The 17,383-nt window shown below is 62.9% G+C and carries 17 protein-coding genes; 7 read left to right on the forward strand and 10 right to left on the reverse strand.

The window, feature by feature from the left end; translation table 11 throughout:
• Positions 1-9: 9 nt before the first annotated feature.
• The 3 genes from LQ953_RS06740 to LQ953_RS06750 are packed head-to-tail and all read right to left on the reverse strand — an operon-like array spanning position 10 to position 1,948.
• A complete protein-coding gene (locus tag LQ953_RS06740) occupies positions 10-1,191 on the reverse strand; it encodes a zinc-dependent alcohol dehydrogenase (RefSeq protein ID WP_231029968.1) in 1,182 nt (393 codons plus the stop codon).
• Between the two features lie 33 nt (positions 1,192-1,224).
• Positions 1,225-1,773 carry an SRPBCC family protein gene (locus LQ953_RS06745; RefSeq protein WP_330999389.1) on the reverse strand — a complete coding sequence of 183 codons (549 nt, stop codon included), beginning with the start codon at positions 1,771-1,773 and terminating at the stop codon, positions 1,225-1,227.
• A gap of 10 nt (positions 1,774-1,783) precedes the next feature.
• Complete coding sequence (locus LQ953_RS06750; protein ID WP_231029969.1) at positions 1,784-1,948, reverse strand: hypothetical protein; 165 nt, start codon at positions 1,946-1,948, stop codon at positions 1,784-1,786.
• 169 nt (positions 1,949-2,117) lie between these two features.
• Between LQ953_RS06750 and cysS the strand changes: the two genes are divergently transcribed.
• Positions 2,118-3,563 (forward strand): cysteine--tRNA ligase, encoded by a 1,446-nt coding sequence (gene cysS / locus LQ953_RS06755; RefSeq protein WP_231029970.1) that lies wholly within the window; start codon positions 2,118-2,120, stop codon positions 3,561-3,563.
• Positions 3,564-3,814: 251 nt separating this feature from the next.
• Positions 3,815-5,209: a class II 3-deoxy-7-phosphoheptulonate synthase gene (locus LQ953_RS06760; RefSeq protein ID WP_443026558.1), complete on the forward strand. Its 1,395-nt coding sequence runs from the start codon at positions 3,815-3,817 to the stop codon at positions 5,207-5,209.
• A gap of 114 nt (positions 5,210-5,323) precedes the next feature.
• On the opposite strand, the gene LQ953_RS06765 is transcribed toward LQ953_RS06760, so the two are convergent.
• Both LQ953_RS06765 and LQ953_RS06770 read right to left on the reverse strand, forming a co-directional pair.
• Positions 5,324-6,325 (reverse strand): ferritin-like domain-containing protein, encoded by a 1,002-nt coding sequence (locus tag LQ953_RS06765; RefSeq protein WP_231029971.1) that lies wholly within the window; start codon positions 6,323-6,325, stop codon positions 5,324-5,326.
• A gap of 11 nt (positions 6,326-6,336) precedes the next feature.
• Entirely contained in the window at positions 6,337-7,302 is a 966-nt protein-coding gene (locus tag LQ953_RS06770; RefSeq protein WP_231029972.1) for a ferritin-like domain-containing protein, read from the reverse strand.
• Positions 7,303-7,581: 279 nt separating this feature from the next.
• On the opposite strand from LQ953_RS06770, the gene LQ953_RS06775 reads away from it, so the two are divergent.
• Positions 7,582-8,148, forward strand: coding sequence for a Crp/Fnr family transcriptional regulator (locus tag LQ953_RS06775; RefSeq protein WP_231029973.1), 567 nt, complete (start codon positions 7,582-7,584; stop codon positions 8,146-8,148).
• Between the two features lie 164 nt (positions 8,149-8,312).
• Here the strand turns inward: LQ953_RS06775 and LQ953_RS06780 are convergent, their stop codons facing one another.
• Complete coding sequence (locus LQ953_RS06780) at positions 8,313-8,744, reverse strand: DUF488 domain-containing protein (RefSeq protein WP_231029974.1); 432 nt, start codon at positions 8,742-8,744, stop codon at positions 8,313-8,315.
• Between the two features lie 55 nt (positions 8,745-8,799).
• Here LQ953_RS06780 and trmFO point away from each other — a divergent pair, with 55 nt between their 5' ends.
• The gene (trmFO, locus tag LQ953_RS06785; protein WP_231030217.1) at positions 8,800-10,113 is read left to right on the forward strand and encodes a methylenetetrahydrofolate--tRNA-(uracil(54)-C(5))-methyltransferase (FADH(2)-oxidizing) TrmFO; all 1,314 of its coding nucleotides are present in this window, start codon (positions 8,800-8,802) and stop codon (positions 10,111-10,113) included.
• On the opposite strand, the gene LQ953_RS06790 is transcribed toward trmFO, so the two are convergent.
• Together LQ953_RS06790 and LQ953_RS06795 are read right to left on the reverse strand one after the other, a co-directional pair.
• The gene (locus tag LQ953_RS06790) at positions 10,110-10,592 is read right to left on the reverse strand and encodes an EF-hand domain-containing protein (protein ID WP_231029975.1); all 483 of its coding nucleotides are present in this window, start codon (positions 10,590-10,592) and stop codon (positions 10,110-10,112) included. The genes trmFO and LQ953_RS06790 overlap by 4 nt on opposite strands.
• 59 nt (positions 10,593-10,651) lie before the next feature.
• Complete coding sequence (locus LQ953_RS06795) at positions 10,652-11,299, reverse strand: squalene/phytoene synthase family protein (protein ID WP_231029976.1); 648 nt, start codon at positions 11,297-11,299, stop codon at positions 10,652-10,654.
• Between the two features lie 117 nt (positions 11,300-11,416).
• Here LQ953_RS06795 and LQ953_RS06800 point away from each other — a divergent pair, with 117 nt between their 5' ends.
• The 3 genes from LQ953_RS06800 to LQ953_RS06810 are packed head-to-tail and all read left to right on the forward strand — an operon-like array spanning position 11,417 to position 14,747.
• On the forward strand, positions 11,417-13,459 hold the full coding sequence (locus tag LQ953_RS06800) for a Tad domain-containing protein (protein ID WP_231029977.1): 2,043 nt from the start codon (positions 11,417-11,419) through the stop codon (positions 13,457-13,459).
• Positions 13,459-14,088, forward strand: coding sequence for a TadE/TadG family type IV pilus assembly protein (locus LQ953_RS06805; protein WP_231029978.1), 630 nt, complete (start codon positions 13,459-13,461; stop codon positions 14,086-14,088). The genes LQ953_RS06800 and LQ953_RS06805 overlap by 1 nt, the downstream gene beginning before the upstream one ends.
• Entirely contained in the window at positions 14,085-14,747 is a 663-nt protein-coding gene (locus tag LQ953_RS06810) for a TadE/TadG family type IV pilus assembly protein (protein ID WP_231029979.1), read from the forward strand. The genes LQ953_RS06805 and LQ953_RS06810 overlap by 4 nt, the downstream gene beginning before the upstream one ends.
• Before the next feature lie 31 nt (positions 14,748-14,778).
• On the opposite strand, the gene LQ953_RS06815 is transcribed toward LQ953_RS06810, so the two are convergent.
• Together LQ953_RS06815 and pdhA are read right to left on the reverse strand one after the other, a co-directional pair.
• Positions 14,779-16,182, reverse strand: coding sequence for a pyruvate dehydrogenase complex E1 component subunit beta (locus LQ953_RS06815; protein WP_231029980.1), 1,404 nt, complete (start codon positions 16,180-16,182; stop codon positions 14,779-14,781).
• A 1-nt stretch (position 16,183) separates the two neighbouring features.
• Positions 16,184-17,233: a pyruvate dehydrogenase (acetyl-transferring) E1 component subunit alpha gene (gene pdhA, locus LQ953_RS06820; protein WP_231029981.1), complete on the reverse strand. Its 1,050-nt coding sequence runs from the start codon at positions 17,231-17,233 to the stop codon at positions 16,184-16,186.
• Positions 17,234-17,383: the final 150 nt, after the last annotated feature.

The following is a 17,383-nucleotide window of genomic DNA, read 5'->3' on the forward strand; positions in this document are numbered from 1 at the left end:
TTGAACTCCTCAGACCGTCATGCCGGGCTTGAGCACCACCTTGGTGCAGCTATTCTGCTCGTTCTTGAACATCTTGTACCCGTCGGGCGCCTGTTCGAGCGGCAGGCGATGCGAGATGAGGAAGGTGGTATCCAGTTCCTTGTTGCCGATCATCTCGAGCAGCTTGGGCAGATATTTCTGCACATGAGTCTGGCCGGTCTTCATGGTCAGGCCCTTCTCCATGAACGCACCGAACGGGAACTTGTCGATAAAGCCGCCATAGACGCCGGGAACCGAGACTCGCCCGCCCTTGCGACAGGCGAGGATCGCCTGGCGAAGGGCGTGCGGGCGATCGGTGCCGAGGAAGGTCGACGCCTTGATCTGATCGATGATGTTGTCGGCGAAGAAGCCATGCGCTTCGAGCCCGACCGAATCGATCACGGCATCTGGACCGATCGAGCCGGTCATCTCCATCAGCGCGTAATAGGTGTCGATTTCCTCGAAGTTGATCGTCTCTGCACCGAACTTGGCGGCGAGTTCGAGACGGTGCGGGAAATGGTCGATCGCGATGACGCGGTGCGCGCCCATCTTGAAGGCAGACTGTACCGCGAACAGGCCGACGGGGCCGCAACCCCACACCGCGACGGTGTCGCCTGGTTCGATGTCGGCATTTTCCGCGGCCATCCAGCCGGTCGGCAGGATGTCTGACAGGAACAGTACGTCATCATCCGGCATGCCGTCCGGAATCACGATCGGGCCGACATCGGAGAAGGGCACGCGGACCAGTTCGGCCTGGCCGCCGGGGTAGCCGCCGGTGAGGTGCGTATAGCCGAACAGGCCGGACATGGGCTCGCCGTACAGCTGCTGGCCGAGATCCTGGTTGTCGGCCGGGTTGCCATTGTCGCAGGCGGAGAACTGCTGCTTCGAACAGTGGAAGCAGCTCCCGCACGAGATGGTGAATGGCACCACCACGCGCTGGCCCTTTTTCAGAGTCGAGCTGGAGCCGACATCGACCACCTCGCCCATGAACTCGTGGCCGAGGATGTCGCCCTTCTGGAGCGTGGGGATATAGGCGTCGTAGAGGTGCAAGTCCGATCCGCATATCGCGGTCGACGTGATCCGGATGATCGCATCGCGCGGATTGATGATCTCAGGATCGGGGACGGTCTCCATCCGCACGTCGTGCTTGCCGTGCCAGGTGAGTGCGCGCATTGGTTAGGTCTCCGCTGGGGAATGGGGGCAGGATCAGGAATAGGGTTCGCGGTTCGGCGGTGTGGTCGTCGCGATCTCGCCCGTTTCCATCAGCTGCTTGAAGCGGCGCAGGTCGCGGCTCGACTGAATCTGCGGCTCCTTTTGCATCAGCGTCGCGATCAGTTTGCCGATCACGCCCATCGGGGGCTGATAGGCGAGGATCGCGCGGACATAGGTGCCGTGGCCGGGAGGGCCGTCGCGGAACTCGATGCGACCGCTGTTCTGGACGTCACCGTCCTCGGACTCCCAGGCGATCGCCTCGCCCGGGCGGTCTTCGGTCACCACGGCGGTCCATTGATAGTCGCCATTGGGTCCGCGCACCGTCCAGTGCGAGCGGGTCTGGTCGATCACTTCGATCGAGACGATGTTCTGCATGAAGGTCGCCAAGTTCGCGAAGTTGCGCCAATAGGCGTAGAGCTCCTCACGCGGGCGCATGATCGAAACGGTGTGGCCCCAGACAGTGCTTTCGCCGTTCTGGGCCTCGCTCTTCTGGAGGGTCTTGTCCTTGGACACATAGGAGGGTGCGTCACGCACGTCGCTCATCGCCGGCTCCTCAATTCTGTTCGTGGCGTTCGGGATAGTCTTCAGGCTTGGCCTTGCCCTGGTTCTTCACGGCTTGGCGCTCATTGCCCTCCAGCGCGGGATCGTCGTTCGGGCCATCGAGCGCGGAGCCGCGGCTGCCGACGCCGCCTTCCGAAAGATCCTTGTGTTCAGACATGCTTCGCCTCCTCGGAAAAGCGCATGCTTTCCGATTGGTTTGTTGCTGCATTTCACTTGCGCGCCTTCACACTGACGCTTGGCCAATTAACCCTTGGCAAGTTGAGGCGTTCCATCAGGGCCGCGGGGATGGGATGACGCGGGTGCCAGCAGCGGCTAAAGGCGCCGTCATGCAAGGCGCCGCACTGACCCTCTACAATTCGCTGACCCGTAGCTTGGAGCCCTTCGCTCCGCTTGATCCGGAAAAGGGCGCGCGCGTGTATTCGTGCGGGCCGACGGTCTACAACTATGCCCATCTGGGCAATCTGCGCGCCTATGTGTTCACGGATACGCTCAGCCGGACGCTGACGTGGAAGGGCTACCCTCTCACCCATGTGATCAACATCACCGATGTCGGGCACCTGACCTCCGACGCGGACGCCGGCGACGACAAGATGGAAGCCGCGGCGCGTGCGCAGGCGAAGAGCATCTGGGATATCGCCGCGCATTATACCGCGGCCTTCAAACAAAATCTGAAAGACCTGAACGTCCGCGAGCCCTCGCGCTGGTCGGTTGCTACCGATCACATTGCCGAGATGATCGCCTTTGCGCAAAAGATCGCCTCTCAGCATTGCTATGAACTTGAGAGCGGTCTGTATTTCGACACGAGCACAGTACCGGATTACGGTCGCCTGGCAGGGACGCAGGAGGACGTGCGCGAAGGCCGCATCGACCCCGTGGCGGGCAAGCGCCACCCGCAGGACTTCGCGATCTGGCGCAAGTCGCCGCCGGGCGAGCAGCGCCTGATGGAGTGGGACTCGCCTTGGGGCATGGGGGCGCCGGGCTGGCACCTCGAATGCTCGGTGATGAGCCTGAAATATCTGGGCGCGCCGTTCGACATTCACACCGGCGGGATTGATCACCGCGAGATCCACCACCCCAATGAGATCGCGCAGAACCAGGCCTATTGCGGGTGCGGCGACAGCGGCGCGCATTTCTGGATGCACAACAACTTCCTGGTGGATCGCCAGGGGAAGATGTCGAAATCAAAGGGCGGCTTTACGACGCTCCAGTCGCTGATCGACGCAGGGGTTCACCCCCTCGCCTATCGCCTGATGTGCCTCCAGGCGCATTACCGCAGCGAGTTGGAGTTCAGCGCGGAGAACCTGGCCGCGGCGCTAACCCGGCTGAAGCGGCTGGCGATCACGGTGACCGCACTGCGAGCGAAGGCGACGGAGGCGGCCACAGGTGCCGTGCTGCCGCAGATCGCGACGCTGCTGGGCGAGTTCGATACGGCGATAGCGGACGACCTTAATACCGCGCGTGCGCTGGTGGCTTTGGACGCAATGCTGGCGCTGAAGCGCGTGGACCCGGCGCAGCAGCTGGCAGCGGCGTTGCGAATGGACGAGGTGCTTGGCTTGGGCCTCGACACCTTGTCGCGTGAGGCACTGCGGCTCCGCCCAGCTGCGGCGGCAATTGCGGCTGAAGATATTGAAGCCCTGCTCGCCGAGCGTAAGCAGGCCCGTGCGGACAAGGATTTCGCGCGATCCGACGCGCTGCGCGATGAGCTTGGCTCGGCTGGCGTAGAGGTCATGGACGGAGACCCGCTAGGCTGGGACTGGCGCCCCTCCCTCTAATTTACCCCGTGCGGGAAAATCGGTTGCACCTGCTTACCTCTTGCGGGTAAGCTCGGGGCATGACGACACTCGCTGGTACCAAGATCCGCCGCTTTCGCGAAGAACGCTCGCTCTCCCGCGCCGCGTTTGGCGCATGGTTTGATACGCCGGGATCGACGGTGCAAGGCTGGGAAGAAGACGGCAAGCGCGCCTCTGCGGCGGTAGTGAACCAGATCGCCGCCAATGGCATCGCGCATCACCAGGATTGGTACATGCCGATCCGGAACCTGGAGCACGCCATGAGCTGGACTCCCGATAGCTGGCGTAAGGCGGAAGCGCGTCAGCTTCCCGTTTACCCTGATGCTGCTGCACTTGAAGCTGCCACACGCCAGCTCGAAACGGCGCCGCCTTTGGTTTTCGCCGGGGAAGCGCGTCAGCTGACCCAGGACCTGGCAAAGGTTGCTCGTGGCGAGGCGTTCCTGCTTCAGGGCGGAGACTGCGCCGAAAGCTTCGCCGAGTTCCACCCCAACAACATTCGCGATACGTTCCGCGTGCTGCTGCAGATGGCGGTGGTGCTCACCTTTGCCTCCAAGCTGCCGACGGTGAAGCTTGGCCGCATGGCCGGCCAGTTCGCCAAGCCGCGTTCAGCCGACACCGAGACGATCGAGGGCGTCACCCTGCCCTCCTACCGCGGCGACAATGTCAACGACATTGCCTTCACGCCGGAAGCCCGCAATCCCGATCCGCAGCGGATGGTTCAGGGCTATGCCCAGTCCGCCGCGACGCTGAACCTGCTGCGGGCCTTTGCCCAGGGCGGGTACGCGAACCTACACCAGGTGCATAAGTGGACGCACGACTTCCTGGACCAGAGCCCCTGGACCGAGCGCTACAAGCATGTCGCCGATCGCATCGGCGAAGCGCTCGACTTCATGGCAGCCTGTGGAATCGACGCCGAGAGCGTGCCGCAACTCAAGGCAACGCAATTCTACACCAGCCATGAGGCGCTGCTCCTTCCCTATGAGCAGGCACTCACGCGGCAGGATAGCCTGACGGGTGACTGGTATGACACGTCGGCCCACTTCCTGTGGATCGGCGACCGCACCCGCTTCGACAATTCGGCGCATGTCGAGTTCCTGCGCGGCATCGGCAATCCGATCGGCATGAAGTGCGGGCCGAGCCTGGAGCCCGACGCGCTGCTGCGCATGCTGGACTTGCTCAACCCGGCGCGCATCCCGGGGCGGATGACGCTGATCACCCGCTATGGCCATGACAAGATCGAGGACGGCCTGCCCAAGCTGGTTCGTGCGGTGAAGCGCGAGGGGCATTCGGTGGTATGGAGTTGCGATCCAATGCACGGCAACGTGGTTAAGGCAGCCAATGGTTACAAGACGCGGCCGTTCGATCGGATTCTTGCCGAGGTTCGGGGCTTCTTCGCCGTGCACCGTGCGGAGGGCACTTTTGCCGGCGGCATTCATGCTGAGATGACTGGGCAGAATGTCACCGAGTGCACCGGCGGCGCGGTGGAGATCACCGAGCAGGGACTGGCCGATCGCTATCACACGCATTGCGACCCGCGGTTGAATGCGGGGCAGAGCCTGGAACTCGCCTTCCTTCTGGCCGAGATGCTCAACGCCGAAATGGCAGAGCGCCGCAAGACGGTGGCCTGACGCCAAGCAGCCCCGTGTGCCGATGGGAAGCACACGGGGCTGGCCGGCGCATCCAGCCAAAGCCGGACGCTGCCATGGCGCCTGCCGCCAGAGGGCGAACGGCAGGCGGGCCGGTCAGGCGTTCGCGGCGCTGAGGCTCAGCGTGCCGTTCACGCCATTGGGGAAGAAGCCGCCCTTGTTGGTCGCGGTTGGCGTCAGATAAACAATGTTGAGCACCTGTCCGGCGCTGCGGCCAAAAGCGAGCGCGTTGGCGTCGGTTGGCACGATATTGGCCACATTGTTCAGCGGGCGGATGCCCTGATCGAGATCGGTGTTGCCGTCCAGGCTATCGCGCGCGTTGGAGATCGCCTCGGTTGAATCGATCAGCGACGGCGTGTCGATCCCGCGGCGGAACAGCACCGTCCGCACCATGGCTGCATGATATCCCTCTGCCGCCATGATGCCGGCCGCGGCTTCGAGGTACAGCTTACTCTCAAGCAGCGCCGCCGAGCCCTTGTACGCCGTGACCCCGACATCCTCGAACAGGAAAGCCGCGAGCAGGAAGTTGTTCTCGTTGGCATAGGGGTCGAAGGTCCCGTTCGCGCCAACCAGCCCCGCCGCGCGCGCCGCGGCAGTGAAGGCGCCCTCGGGACGTAGGTCGAGATCGGGCTGCGCTACGGCAACCGAGCCCAGCTGGCTTCGCAGAAAGGCAACATGCGCCTGCTCATCGGCGGCAATCTCACGCGCGAACGCGCGGATCATGGGATCGGTGAACGTGACCTGCCGGCCACCCGTCGGAGCGCCAGCGCGGCCGGTGCCGGACAAGAGGTTTGTCGGCAGCGAGGTGCCGTTGACGGCGAAGGCGTAGAATTGCGCTTCGAGATATTCGAGGTTCAACGCGAAGTTGAGGATGTTCTGGTCCGACGTCGCAGTGGGGGCGGGAGTCGGGCTGGGGCTCGGGCTGGGCGTAGGTGTGACCACGTCGCCATCATCGTCATCATTATTGTCGCAGCCGGCGAGCAACGCCGCGCCTGCGACGGCGGCGCTGACGCCGCCGGCCATTTTCATGAACTGCCTGCGCTGAGCGCGGCGCTCGTCGCAAGCGGCGAGGACATCGGCGATTTCGTTGTTCTGCATGTCAGCCTCCCTCAATTCGCCGCGCTCAAGCGGATGTTGCCATTGACCCCATTGGGGAAGAAGCCGCCGCGATCGGTGGACGTCCGGCTGAGATACGCAATGTTGAGCACCTGTCCGGTCGTCCGGCTAAAGGTGATCCCGTTCGCGTCGGTCGGCACGATGTTGCTGGTCAGCGTGTCGCCCGAGCCGGTCGGCCGGACGCCCTGGTCGAGATCAGCGGGGCCATCCAGCGCGTCGCGCGCGTTGGAGATCGCTTCGCTCTGATCAAACACCGCCGGCGTCGCCATGCCCTTCATATGGATCGACGTGCGCAGCATCGCCGAGTGATACGCCTCAACCGCGAGGATACCGGCCGAGGCATCGATGAAGGTTTTGTTGGTAAGAAGAGGGGCCGCGCCCTTATATGCGGTAACCCCAACATCCTCGAGCAGGTAGGCGGAAAGAAGGAAGTTCTCTTCGCTTGCATAGGGGTCGAACGACTGTCCCGCGCCGATCAGTCCGGCCGACCGGGCGGCGACCGAAAAGGCGCTTGTCGGGCTGACGCTCAGGTCGATCGCCGGCTGTGCAATGGCTGCGCTGCCGAGCTGGCCGCGGATAAAAGCCACGTGCGTGCGCTCATTAAGCGTGATCTCGCGGGCGAGACGCGCCACGACCGAGTCACTGAACGTCACCTGCCTTCCGCCGGTGACAGCGCCAGGGGTCCCGGTGCCAGTCTGGAGGTTTGCGGGCAGTGTCTCGCCCAACACGGCGATGCTGTAGAAATTGGCTTCGAGATATTCCAGGTTCAGCGCGAAATTGAGGACATCGGCATCCGTGGGCGCCGCAGCCTGGGCATGAGCAGACTGGCCGCCGCCAACCAGCGTAAGGCCGCCGCCCAAGGCGGTTGCCAGCCCAAGCGCACGGAAAAAGTCTCGGCGCCCCCGCATCATCGTGACCTCATGGTCGTGACGCAGCGCCGTGTCGGGTTCCATTTCCATTTTGATCCTCCCTGGACTTCAAGTGGAACCGATGTGGAAGCGTCCGCGTTCCAGACACTTAGCGCTCGGTACGCTACCGTACACGCGCTGGACAAAGGGGCGGCTGGTGTGACTACCGGCGTGAAAGAGGATGTACGGGAGTGGATCGTCGGGCCTCCGCCCGATGCCTGTGCTTCGTCCAACGCGCTGGTGCAGGCGCTGCCTCTTCAAGATCGTGTCGCGCTGATTGCGGCTTGCCAGCGCAGTGTCGTGGGGTGTGGCGCATTGCCAGGCATGCCCATGGCGGTCTTCCCCGAAACGGCGATCCTGAGCCTGGTCGACGCGCGCGGCGTGGAGCTTGCCCTGGTCGGCAGCGAGGGGATGACCGGATGGTCGATCCTGCTTGGCAGCATGGCGCATGGCGTTCGTTGCGTCGCCGAGTGCGGCGGCACCGTGCTTGCCCTGCCCGCGGTAGAACTGACTCGCCTGTGCCGCGCCTCTGCTCCCATCCGCGCCATGGTGCTGCAATTCGTCGAAGTGGTGGCGGCGCAGATGGCGCACGCGATCAGCGCCGCGACGTGCCACAGTCTCACCGCTCGGCTTTCCCGCCGCTTGCTGATGCTGCACGACCGGAGCCTGGGCGACAGTTTTGATGTGACGCATGCGCGTCTGGCCGAGGCACTGGCGGTGCGGCGTGCAAGCGTGACGGACCGGCTGCACCTGCTGGAGGGGGAGCACATACTGCGCTGCCTCCGAAGCCGCGTCACGCTGCTCGACCGGCCTGCGCTGCTTGCCGCTGCCGCTGGTGCCTATGGCGGTGCCGAACTAGCCTATCGTCAGATGATCGGAGCGTTCGGCAAGAGCTGAGCCGCGCACCTCGGGATCAGCGACATGTTTTCTTTTGGCGTTGCCCGACGGGTGAAACACGGTTGCAATCTGATCCGTGCAGAAGCCGGGCGCCGGCGGCCTCCCTCCCCCTTGGCCGCAGGCACCTCCCTGAACTGCGGGGCGGCTTCTGCCGCCCCTTTTTTTCATGGGAACAGGTCCACGATTTCGGCACCGTCGCCCTCTGCTTGAAGCAACAGGGTTCGGTGGCAATGGCCGGGCGCGCGCTCGAAGCAGAGCAGCGCACTGGGCTTCTCCGCCGCCAGTCCGCGCATTTGGGCCGCTTGCGCCTGCGCCTCCGGCAGCTCCAGCTGCTCGGCATATACCGCGCGCAAAGTCGTGACATCGCCGCGCTTGGCGGCGTCGCGACCGGGCTTGGGCGTGCCGAGATGTTTCAGATGGGCATAGTCGATCCCTGCCTCGCGCAGGGACGCGGCGAGGATGTTCTTGGAAAAGCCCGGCCGGCGCGACAGCGGCAATGCCCGCACGTCGATGACGCGCTCGACGCCGGCGCGTTGGAGCGCGGCGATGAACTCGCCCATGGTCGTCGCTTCATAACCGATGGTGAAGATCTTCATGGTGCATCCTTTGCGACCGCTGGCGCCAGCGCGGGACCCCCGCTATCTGCCGCCTGTGACTCACGACATCCATATCATCGGCGGCGGCCTCGCCGGCTCCGAAGCCGCATGGCAGCTCGCCCAGGCAGGCTACAAGGTCCGTCTTTCCGAAATGCGCGGGTCGGGCAGCATGACGCCTGCGCATCAAAGCGACCGCCTGGCCGAACTCGTCTGCTCCAACAGCTTCCGCTCGGATGACGCCGAACGCAATGCCGTGGGCCTGCTTCACCAGGAGATGCGCGACCTCGGTTCGTTGATCCTGGCAGAGGGTGACCGGCACAAGGTGCCCGCCGGATCCGCCCTGGCAGTCGACCGCGACGGTTTTGCCGATGGCGTGACCGCTGCGCTGGAGACGCATCCCAACATCACGATTGTACGGGAGCGCGTGGACCAACTGCCGGTCGACGGGCTGACGATCGTCGCTACGGGCCCGCTTACCGCGCCGGGACTCGCGGACAGCATCGGCACGGCGACGGGCAAGGACAGCCTGGCCTTTTTCGATGCCATCGCGCCCATCGTTCACCGCGACAGCATCGACATGGAAGTCGCCTGGTTCCAGTCGCGCTGGAACAAGGGGTCCGGCAAGGATTACATCAACTGCCCCATGACCAAGGAGCAGTATCTGGTCTTCCACCAGGCGCTGCTCGACGGCGACAAGACCGAGTTCCAGGAGTGGGAGAATGTTCCGTACTTCGAAGGCTGCATGCCGGTCGAAGTCATGGCGGAGCGCGGTGTGGACACGCTGCGCTATGGCCCGATGAAGGGCGTCGGGTTGGACCTCCCGAGCACCGGGCGCTGGCCCTACGCAGTGGTCCAGCTGCGGCAGGACAACGCGCTTGGGACGCTTTGGAACATGGTCGGGTTCCAGACCAAGTTGAAATATGCCGCGCAGGTTGAGCTGTTCCGGACCATTCCAGGTCTGGAAAAGGCGGAGTTCGCGCGGCTCGGGGGATTGCATCGCAACACCTTCCTCAAGTCGCCCGAGCTGCTGGACGGCACGTTGCGGTTGAAGTCTCGGCCCAACATCCGCTTCGCCGGGCAGATCACGGGATGCGAAGGCTATGTCGAGAGCTCCGCGATCGGTCTGTTGGCCGGCCGCTTTGCCGCCGCGGAGCTGAGTGGCACGACGTTACCCTCCCCGCCGCGCGAAACGGCGATGGGCGCGCTTCTGGCCCACATCACGGGGGAGGCGGAGGTAGAAACCTATCAGCCGATGAACGTTAATTTCGGCTTGTTCCCGCCGATCGAAGGCCGCACCAAGAAAGCGGACAGGAAACTGATGTACACCGACCGCGCACGTGTCGCTTTCAAAGGCTGGCTCGCCGCCTAATCGCCATCATCCTGGGCGGAAGCGGCCGGTTTGCAGGCGCAGGGAGGCTTCTTCGCTTTGCGCTTGGGCGCGGTCGTAGTGAACTCTGTACGTGTGAGCGCTCCAGACCTGTCTGCGTCGGCGGCCGTGAACTTGGTGGTAGTCTTTGCGGCCCATTCCTCGAAGCTCAGCCGCCCGTCTCCGTTGGAGTCGAGCTTTGCATAAGCCTTACGCCGCGAAGCGAGGTACTCTTCGCGGGTGATGCTGTCGTTGCGATCCTTGTCGTAGCGGTTGAAGCGCTTTTCCTCCCGGGTCTTGGCGGTGGCGCTCGGCGCCTCATCGGGAAGCGAGCCCGTGGAGTCGCTATCGTCGTCACCTGCAGCAGCGGTTCGAGAAGCGGCGGGCAACGCCGGGCGAGACGACGCCGGCGTCCTGACCAAGAAAAATGCCGCTGTGGCAAGCATAAGCACCGCTACTAGGCCTAAAACATAGCGCCACATCGTCGTGCCTCCCAGTTCGGGTCGGCACAGGCTAGCTACTTATCGGCCGAGCGCAACGTTCAACGGCCCGAAAGTCTGTGCCATAACAGACGACCGATGCGAGCAACGGGGCCGGCGTCGCCCTCCACCTTCATTCGGGCGAGATGCGCCATCGCGCCGAGCGGCCGTCCATTGCGGCTCCAGTGCCGCCTGGCCGCTTCGGCAAGCAACGGCCGCGCGTGTGTACGCGCCGCAGCGGCCTCCTCCTGACGGCTTAGATTGGCTGCCAAGTCAACGAGCGCCCAGCCCCGCCCAGCTTGCGCGAGCGGATCCGTCGGCGCCGCGCCCAGCACCGATCCGGCTGCGGCGAACAACTGGCCGCGCCCCTCGGCAAACCGCGTGAGAGCCTCCGAATCAAGATGTTCCTCCTCCACCAGCACCTCCCAGCCATGCACGAGCGGGACAAGCGCCTTTGGGGATATCCCTCTAGCAACCACCTCTTGCTGAAGTGCTTTCAGCACCGGCTCTGCCGGCGCCGGCGCATGGTCGAGCTTCGCCAGCGACTCACGCCACCAAGCGAGCCGTAGTTGGCCCAGGGCGGGGTCGGTACTGGTCCGCAACAAGGATGACAATGTGTCATCCAGGGCGAGTAGCGCCGCCAACCCCGCACGCGCCGCCGTTGGAGCATAGGAAAGCACCAACTGACGTTCCGGAGAATCAGCGGTCACAGCGAGCCTACACCTTGGCCGCCGCGATCTAAGGGCGGTATTAACCTCATCCGTATAAGCGCCTTTGGTGAGAATAGGGACATAACGCCCCGTTCGTTCGAGACCGAGAGCACGATCATGAGGCGCAGCCACCCTGGCAATCCGCGGCAGAAGCTTTTTTTGACGTCGCTCTTACGCGACGTGCGAGCCAACACCTTCGCAATCATGGCGATGGCGTTGATCCCGCTGGCGGGATTGGTCGGCGGAGGTGTGGACATCAGCCGCATGTACATCGTCAAAACGCGCCTGCAACATGCCTGTGACGCCGGCGCGCTTGCGGGCCGCAAGGCCATGGGCGGCGGCGTGTGGGAACAGACCTTCAACGGAACACCGGTCTACCCGCGAGTAGCCGCGGAAAAGTTCTTTGACGTCAACTATGAAACCAACGCCTATGGCTCGACCGATCTGACACGCACTTTCACTGAAGCGGCTGGGAAAGTCAGCGGTACTGCGTCCGCTGTGGTTCCCATGACGTTGATGCGGATCCTGGGCTTTGATCAGGAGACGCTCACGGTTACCTGCTCGTCCGAAATGCGCCTGCCTAACACGGATGTGATGTTCGTTCTGGATGTGACCGGATCGATGGCTTCGAAGGCCGTGAACACCGACACACAAACCAAGATCGAGGCGCTGCGCTCCTCTGTGAAGTGCTTTTATGAGGTTCTCGCGAAGCTCGATACTGACGAGGCTTGCATCGGGGGCGCCCCGAGCGGTGGCGTCGGCACCGAAGTGCAGGTTCGCTTCGGTTTTGTCCCCTACGACATGAACGTAAACGTAGGAAGGCTGCTGCCCTCCAGCTACTTTGCCGATCGCTGGACCTACCAGTCACGCGAGATCGCGCAGGTTGCTGGACTACCGCAGAGCTATGTCGACACCACCCCTGGAAACTGGACCAGCTGGTCCAGCGTGAAGAGCGTTACTGCAGATCAGGCCACTTGCTCTTCGACATACAACTCCGCCTTCAACGCGAGCCGCGGCACCTTGGGCCTAGGCAAGAACGAGACGAACGGCGGAATCAACGGCTGGGGGAACTGGGAAGCTGCTACACCGTGGCGCGACACTGAGCGATCAATGTCCAGCTGGAAAAGCGGCACCAATGGCTGCAAATATACCGAACGCACCCGTGATTACACCCGTACCGTCACTTTTCGTCGCGTAGATCCTGCGACGGCGAATGCCGTGATGTTCAAGACCTGGCGCTATGCACCGATCGAACGCGACGTGAGCGTGCTTAAAAACGGATCCGGCTGGGTTTCGGATTACAAGTATACGTTGCCTACAGGAAATAACTACGCAAACGGGACTTACACTTGGGACGGGTGCGTCGAAGAGCGGTCGACTGTTCGAGCAAATAGCTATTGGCCGATCCCGGATCACGCGTATGATCTCGACATCGATAGGGTGCCGAGCTCGCACGATGATGGGACGCGCTGGGCTCCTGCGCTCACCAACATCGTCTATCCGCGCCGTGCCAATGCCTCCAACGACAATACGGTCTCACCGTTCGATCAGGCGCCGATCCTTACCTTCACCAACTATTCGGGAAAGGGGTATAGCTGCCCCACAGCGGCGCGAAAGCTGGCGAAGTGGGAAGATGCCACCCAGTTCGACACCTACGTCGACTCGATTTGGGGGGGCGGGAACACCTACCACGATATCGGTCTGATCTGGGGAGCGCGTCTCTTGTCCCCGAGCGGCATTTTCAAGAACGAGAACGAGTTCACGCCCCAGGGCGGTGAGATCCAGCGCCACTTGATCTTCATGACCGACGGCGATGCATGTACCGAGAACAACAATTATCAGGCCTATGGCGTCGCTTGGTTCGATCGTCGTCAGACAGATCCTAGCGTTGTTCCCACCAGGGGGTGTTCCGCCGACCGAACGCCGGGCATGCTTGCGGACCAAGTCGACGCACGTACCGCAGCGATCTGTTCGGCCGTCAAGGACAGGAAGATCACGTTGTGGGTCATCTGGTTTGGTGCCGCAAACGTGAAGATCGAGAGCGCTCTGACAGCCTGTGCAACGCGAGGCCGATATTTCGCGGCGCGCAATCAAACCGATCTGCAGAATACGTTCCGCTCAATCGCTAATGAAATCTCTCAGTTGCGGTTGACGAACTGATGAAAATGCTACGGCAACTCGGCCGATCCCGCCTGGGGCAAGTATGCCGCGATGAAGCCGGCGCGACGATCATCGAGTTCGCGATCGTCGCTCCGGTTCTGTGCCTGCTGCTGATGGGCGCTTTCGATACCGCACACTCCCTGTACTTGCGGGCCGTCCTACAGGGCGCCCTGCAAAAGGCGGCGCGCGATTCAACTCTCGAAAGATCAACGCAGGCAGAGCAGCAGGAGCTCATCGACGACGTCGTCCGCAGTCAGATCAAGACTCTGGTCAATACTGCCGATATCGACATCAAACGTCGTTACTATCGCACTTTCGCGCAAGCTGCAGCGGCCCGTGCGGAGGATTGGACAGATGAGAACGAGAATGGCACCTGCGATAATGGTGAGAAATATATCGATGCCAACCGAAATGACCGGTGGGACCGCGACGGCGGCAATGCCGGCCAAGGTGGCGCGAAGGATGCCGTCGTTTATACCGTGAACGTCACCTATTCGCACCTCTTCCCACTCTACAAATTCATCGGCGGATCTCAAATCGCGCAGGTAAGTGCAGAGGCGGTCCTTAGAAACCAGCCTTATGGTGATCAGGCGACCTATGACATGGCCCAGGAGCGGAATTGTCCGTGACGACGTACTCCCTTCGTGTTCGATTGAAGAGCCTTGGCGGCAACACCAGTGGGGTTGCGCTGCTAGAGTTCGCGTTCATGCTGCCCATTCTGCTTTTGATGAGCCTAGTCGGGGCCGAACTCACCAATTACATCATCACTAGAATGCGGGTCAGTCAGATCGCTCTGCACATCGCGGACAACGCCGCAAGGATCGGTTCTGGCTCGCAATTGCAGGCCAAGACCATCAACGAGGCTGATATCTACGACCTGTTCGAGGGCGCGAACCTACAATCTGAAGAACTGGACCTGAAGGCGCGCGGTCGTGTCATCCTTTCGGACGTCGAGCCGATGGAGAGCAGCACTAGCAGGTACAAGATCGGCTGGAAGCGCTGCTTTGGTGCGCAGACAAGCTATGTACAGAAGTATCCCGGGCCGGGTGACGCAACCACAAACCTGACCGGCGTGGGACCAACTGGGCGTCAAGCGATTGCACCTTCTGGTGGAGCAACGATGTTCGTGGAAGTATATTATAAGTACCGGCCGCTGATAGAAACGTCGTTCTCTCCGGCTCCCGACATGGTTGAAACCGCCGCCATGATGGTACGAGATCGGCGCGACTTGGTGGGCGGTAACAACGGCGTCTACCCAGTGGCAGGCCTTACGCCTCTAACGTGCTGAGTGCCGCCCCCGGCGGGGGCGGCACTGAAGCTCAGCGGTACGTGACCTTCTTCACCGCCGCGACGACGCGTGCGGCGTCGACCAGCGCCAGCTTTTCGAGGTTGGCCGCGTACGGGAGCGGCACGTCCTCGTTGGTGACGCGCAGGACCGGGGCGTCGAGGTCGTCGAAGCCCTGCTCCATTGCCACTGCGACGATTTCCGACGAGATCGAGCAGGTGGGCCAGCCTTCTTCGACCACCACCATGCGGTTGGTCTTCTTCAGGCTCTCCAGCACGGTCGCGGTGTCGAGCGGGCGTAGCGTGCGCAGGTCGATTACTTCGGCGTCGACCCCCTCGCCTGCCAGCGTCTCGGCGGCTTCGAGCGCAACGCCGACTCCGATCGAGTAGGACACGATGGTGACGTCCTTGCCCGGGCGCACAATACGCGCCTTGCCGATCGGCAGGACGTAATCGTCGAGCTTGGGCACTTCGAAGTGGCGGCCGTACATCAGCTCGTTCTCGAGGAACACGACCGGGTCTTCCGAACGGATCGCGGCCTTCAGCAGTCCCTTGGCATCGGCCGCGTCGTAAGGCGCGATCACGATGAGGCCGGGCACGCTGGCGTACCACGGGCCGTAGTTCTGCGAGTGCTGCGCGCCGACGCGCGATGCTGCGCCGTTCGGGCCACGGAACACGATAGGGCAGCGCATTTGGCCGCCCGACATGTAATTGGTCTTGGCGGCCGAATTCACGATGTGGTCGATCGCCTGCATGGCGAAGTTGAACGTCATGAACTCGATGATCGGCTTCAGGCCGCCCATCGCCGCACCGGTGCCTACGCCAGCAAAGCCATATTCGGTGATCGGTGTATCGATGACGCGCTTGCCGCCAAACTCCTCGAGCAGGCCCTGGGTAACCTTGTAGGCGCCCTGATACTCGGCGACTTCCTCACCCATCACGAAGATGCGCGGATCGGCGCGCATTTCCTCAGCCATCGCGTCGCGCAGCGCCTCACGGACGGTCGTCTTGACCATCTCGGTGCCCTCTGGGATCGACGGATCGGCTGCGGGTTGGGTCTTCTCGACCGCGGCGGTCAGCTGCGCGGTGCCGGTTTCCTGCGGCTTGTTCTCCGACGTCGCTTCGGTCTTCTGGTCGGCCGGGGTCTCCTGCGGCGCGGCAGCAGATGCGGGTGTCGAAGCCGCCGCGGCGTCCTCGCCCTCACCCGCGATCATCGCGATCACGGTGCCAACTTTCACATTGTCGGTGCCTTCGGTGATCAGGATCTTGGCGATCGTGCCTTCGTCCACGGCTTCGAATTCCATCGTCGCCTTGTCGGTCTCGATCTCGGCGAGGATGTCGCCAGACTTCACAACGTCACCTTCCTTGACGAGCCACTTGGCGAGCGTGCCCTCTTCCATGGTCGGCGAGAGTGCCGGCATTTTGAGTTCGATCGCCATCTCAGTAGGTCTCCACCAGCACGTCGGTATATAGTTCAGCAGGATCGGGCTCGGGGGTCTGTTCGGCATAGTCCGCCGACTCGTTGACGACCTTCCGGATCTCCTGCTCGATCGACTTCAGCTCTTCTTCGCGAACGCCGAGCGCTTCGAGCTCACGCTTCACCGCCTCGATCGGATCGGACTTGTCGCGGACCGACTGCACTTCCTCGCGGCTGCGATACTTGGCCGGATCGGACATCGAGTGGCCGCGATAACGATAGGTCTTCATCTCGAGGATGATCGGCCCCTTGCCGGCGCGAACCCAGGCCAGCGCCTCTTCGGCAGCCGCGCGGCAGGCGAGCACGTCCATGCCGTCGACCTGAATGCCGGGGATGCGGAAGCTCTCGCCGCGCTTGTAGAGCTGGTCCTCAGCCGAGGCACGGTTGACGCTGGTGCCCATGGCGTACTGGTTGTTCTCGATCACATAGATGATCGGGAGCTTCCAGAGCTCGGCCATGTTGAAGCTTTCGTAGACCTGGCCCTGGTTGGCCGCGCCGTCGCCGAAGTACGCCATGGCGACTCCGCCATCCTCGTTATACTTGTGCGCGAACGCCAGGCCGGTGCCGAGCGACACCTGCGCGCCGACGATGCCGTGGCCGCCGTAAAACTTCTTCTCGGTCGAGAACATGTGCATCGAGCCGCCCTTGCCGCGGCTGATGCCGGACGCGCGTCCGGTCAGCTCGGCCATGATGATCTTCGGATCGATGCCGTACGCGAGCATGTGGCCGTGGTCGCGATAACCGGTGATAACCGAGTCCTTCTCGCCATCGAGTGCGGACTGAAGGCCCACCGCAACGGCTTCTTGGCCGATATAGAGGTGGCAGAAGCCGCCGATGAAGCCGAGGCCGTAGAGCTGGCCTGCCTTCTCCTCAAAACGGCGGATCAGCAGCATTTGCTTATAGAAGGCGAGCAGCTCTTCCTTGGAGGCCTGATACCGCTCCGGCTGATTGGGTCGTTCGCGATTCGGGATCGCAGGTTCGGTCGTTGCTATGCGTGCCGGTGCTTTGGCCACGGTCAGGAAATCCTCATGCCCGGGGGAAATGATGCCGGGCCTATAAGCGGGTTCCTGGCCCGGACGCAACGTCAACGCGCGCAACGGCTCGGGCGTTCGGCTGCAAGCGCAGGCAGATCTGCGCTGAAGTTGAGAAAGCTGCCGCCTGAC

The organism is Sphingomonas sp. IC-56 (assembly GCF_021043375.1).
In the GTDB taxonomy this organism is placed as follows: Bacteria; Pseudomonadota; Alphaproteobacteria; order Sphingomonadales; family Sphingomonadaceae; genus Sphingomonas.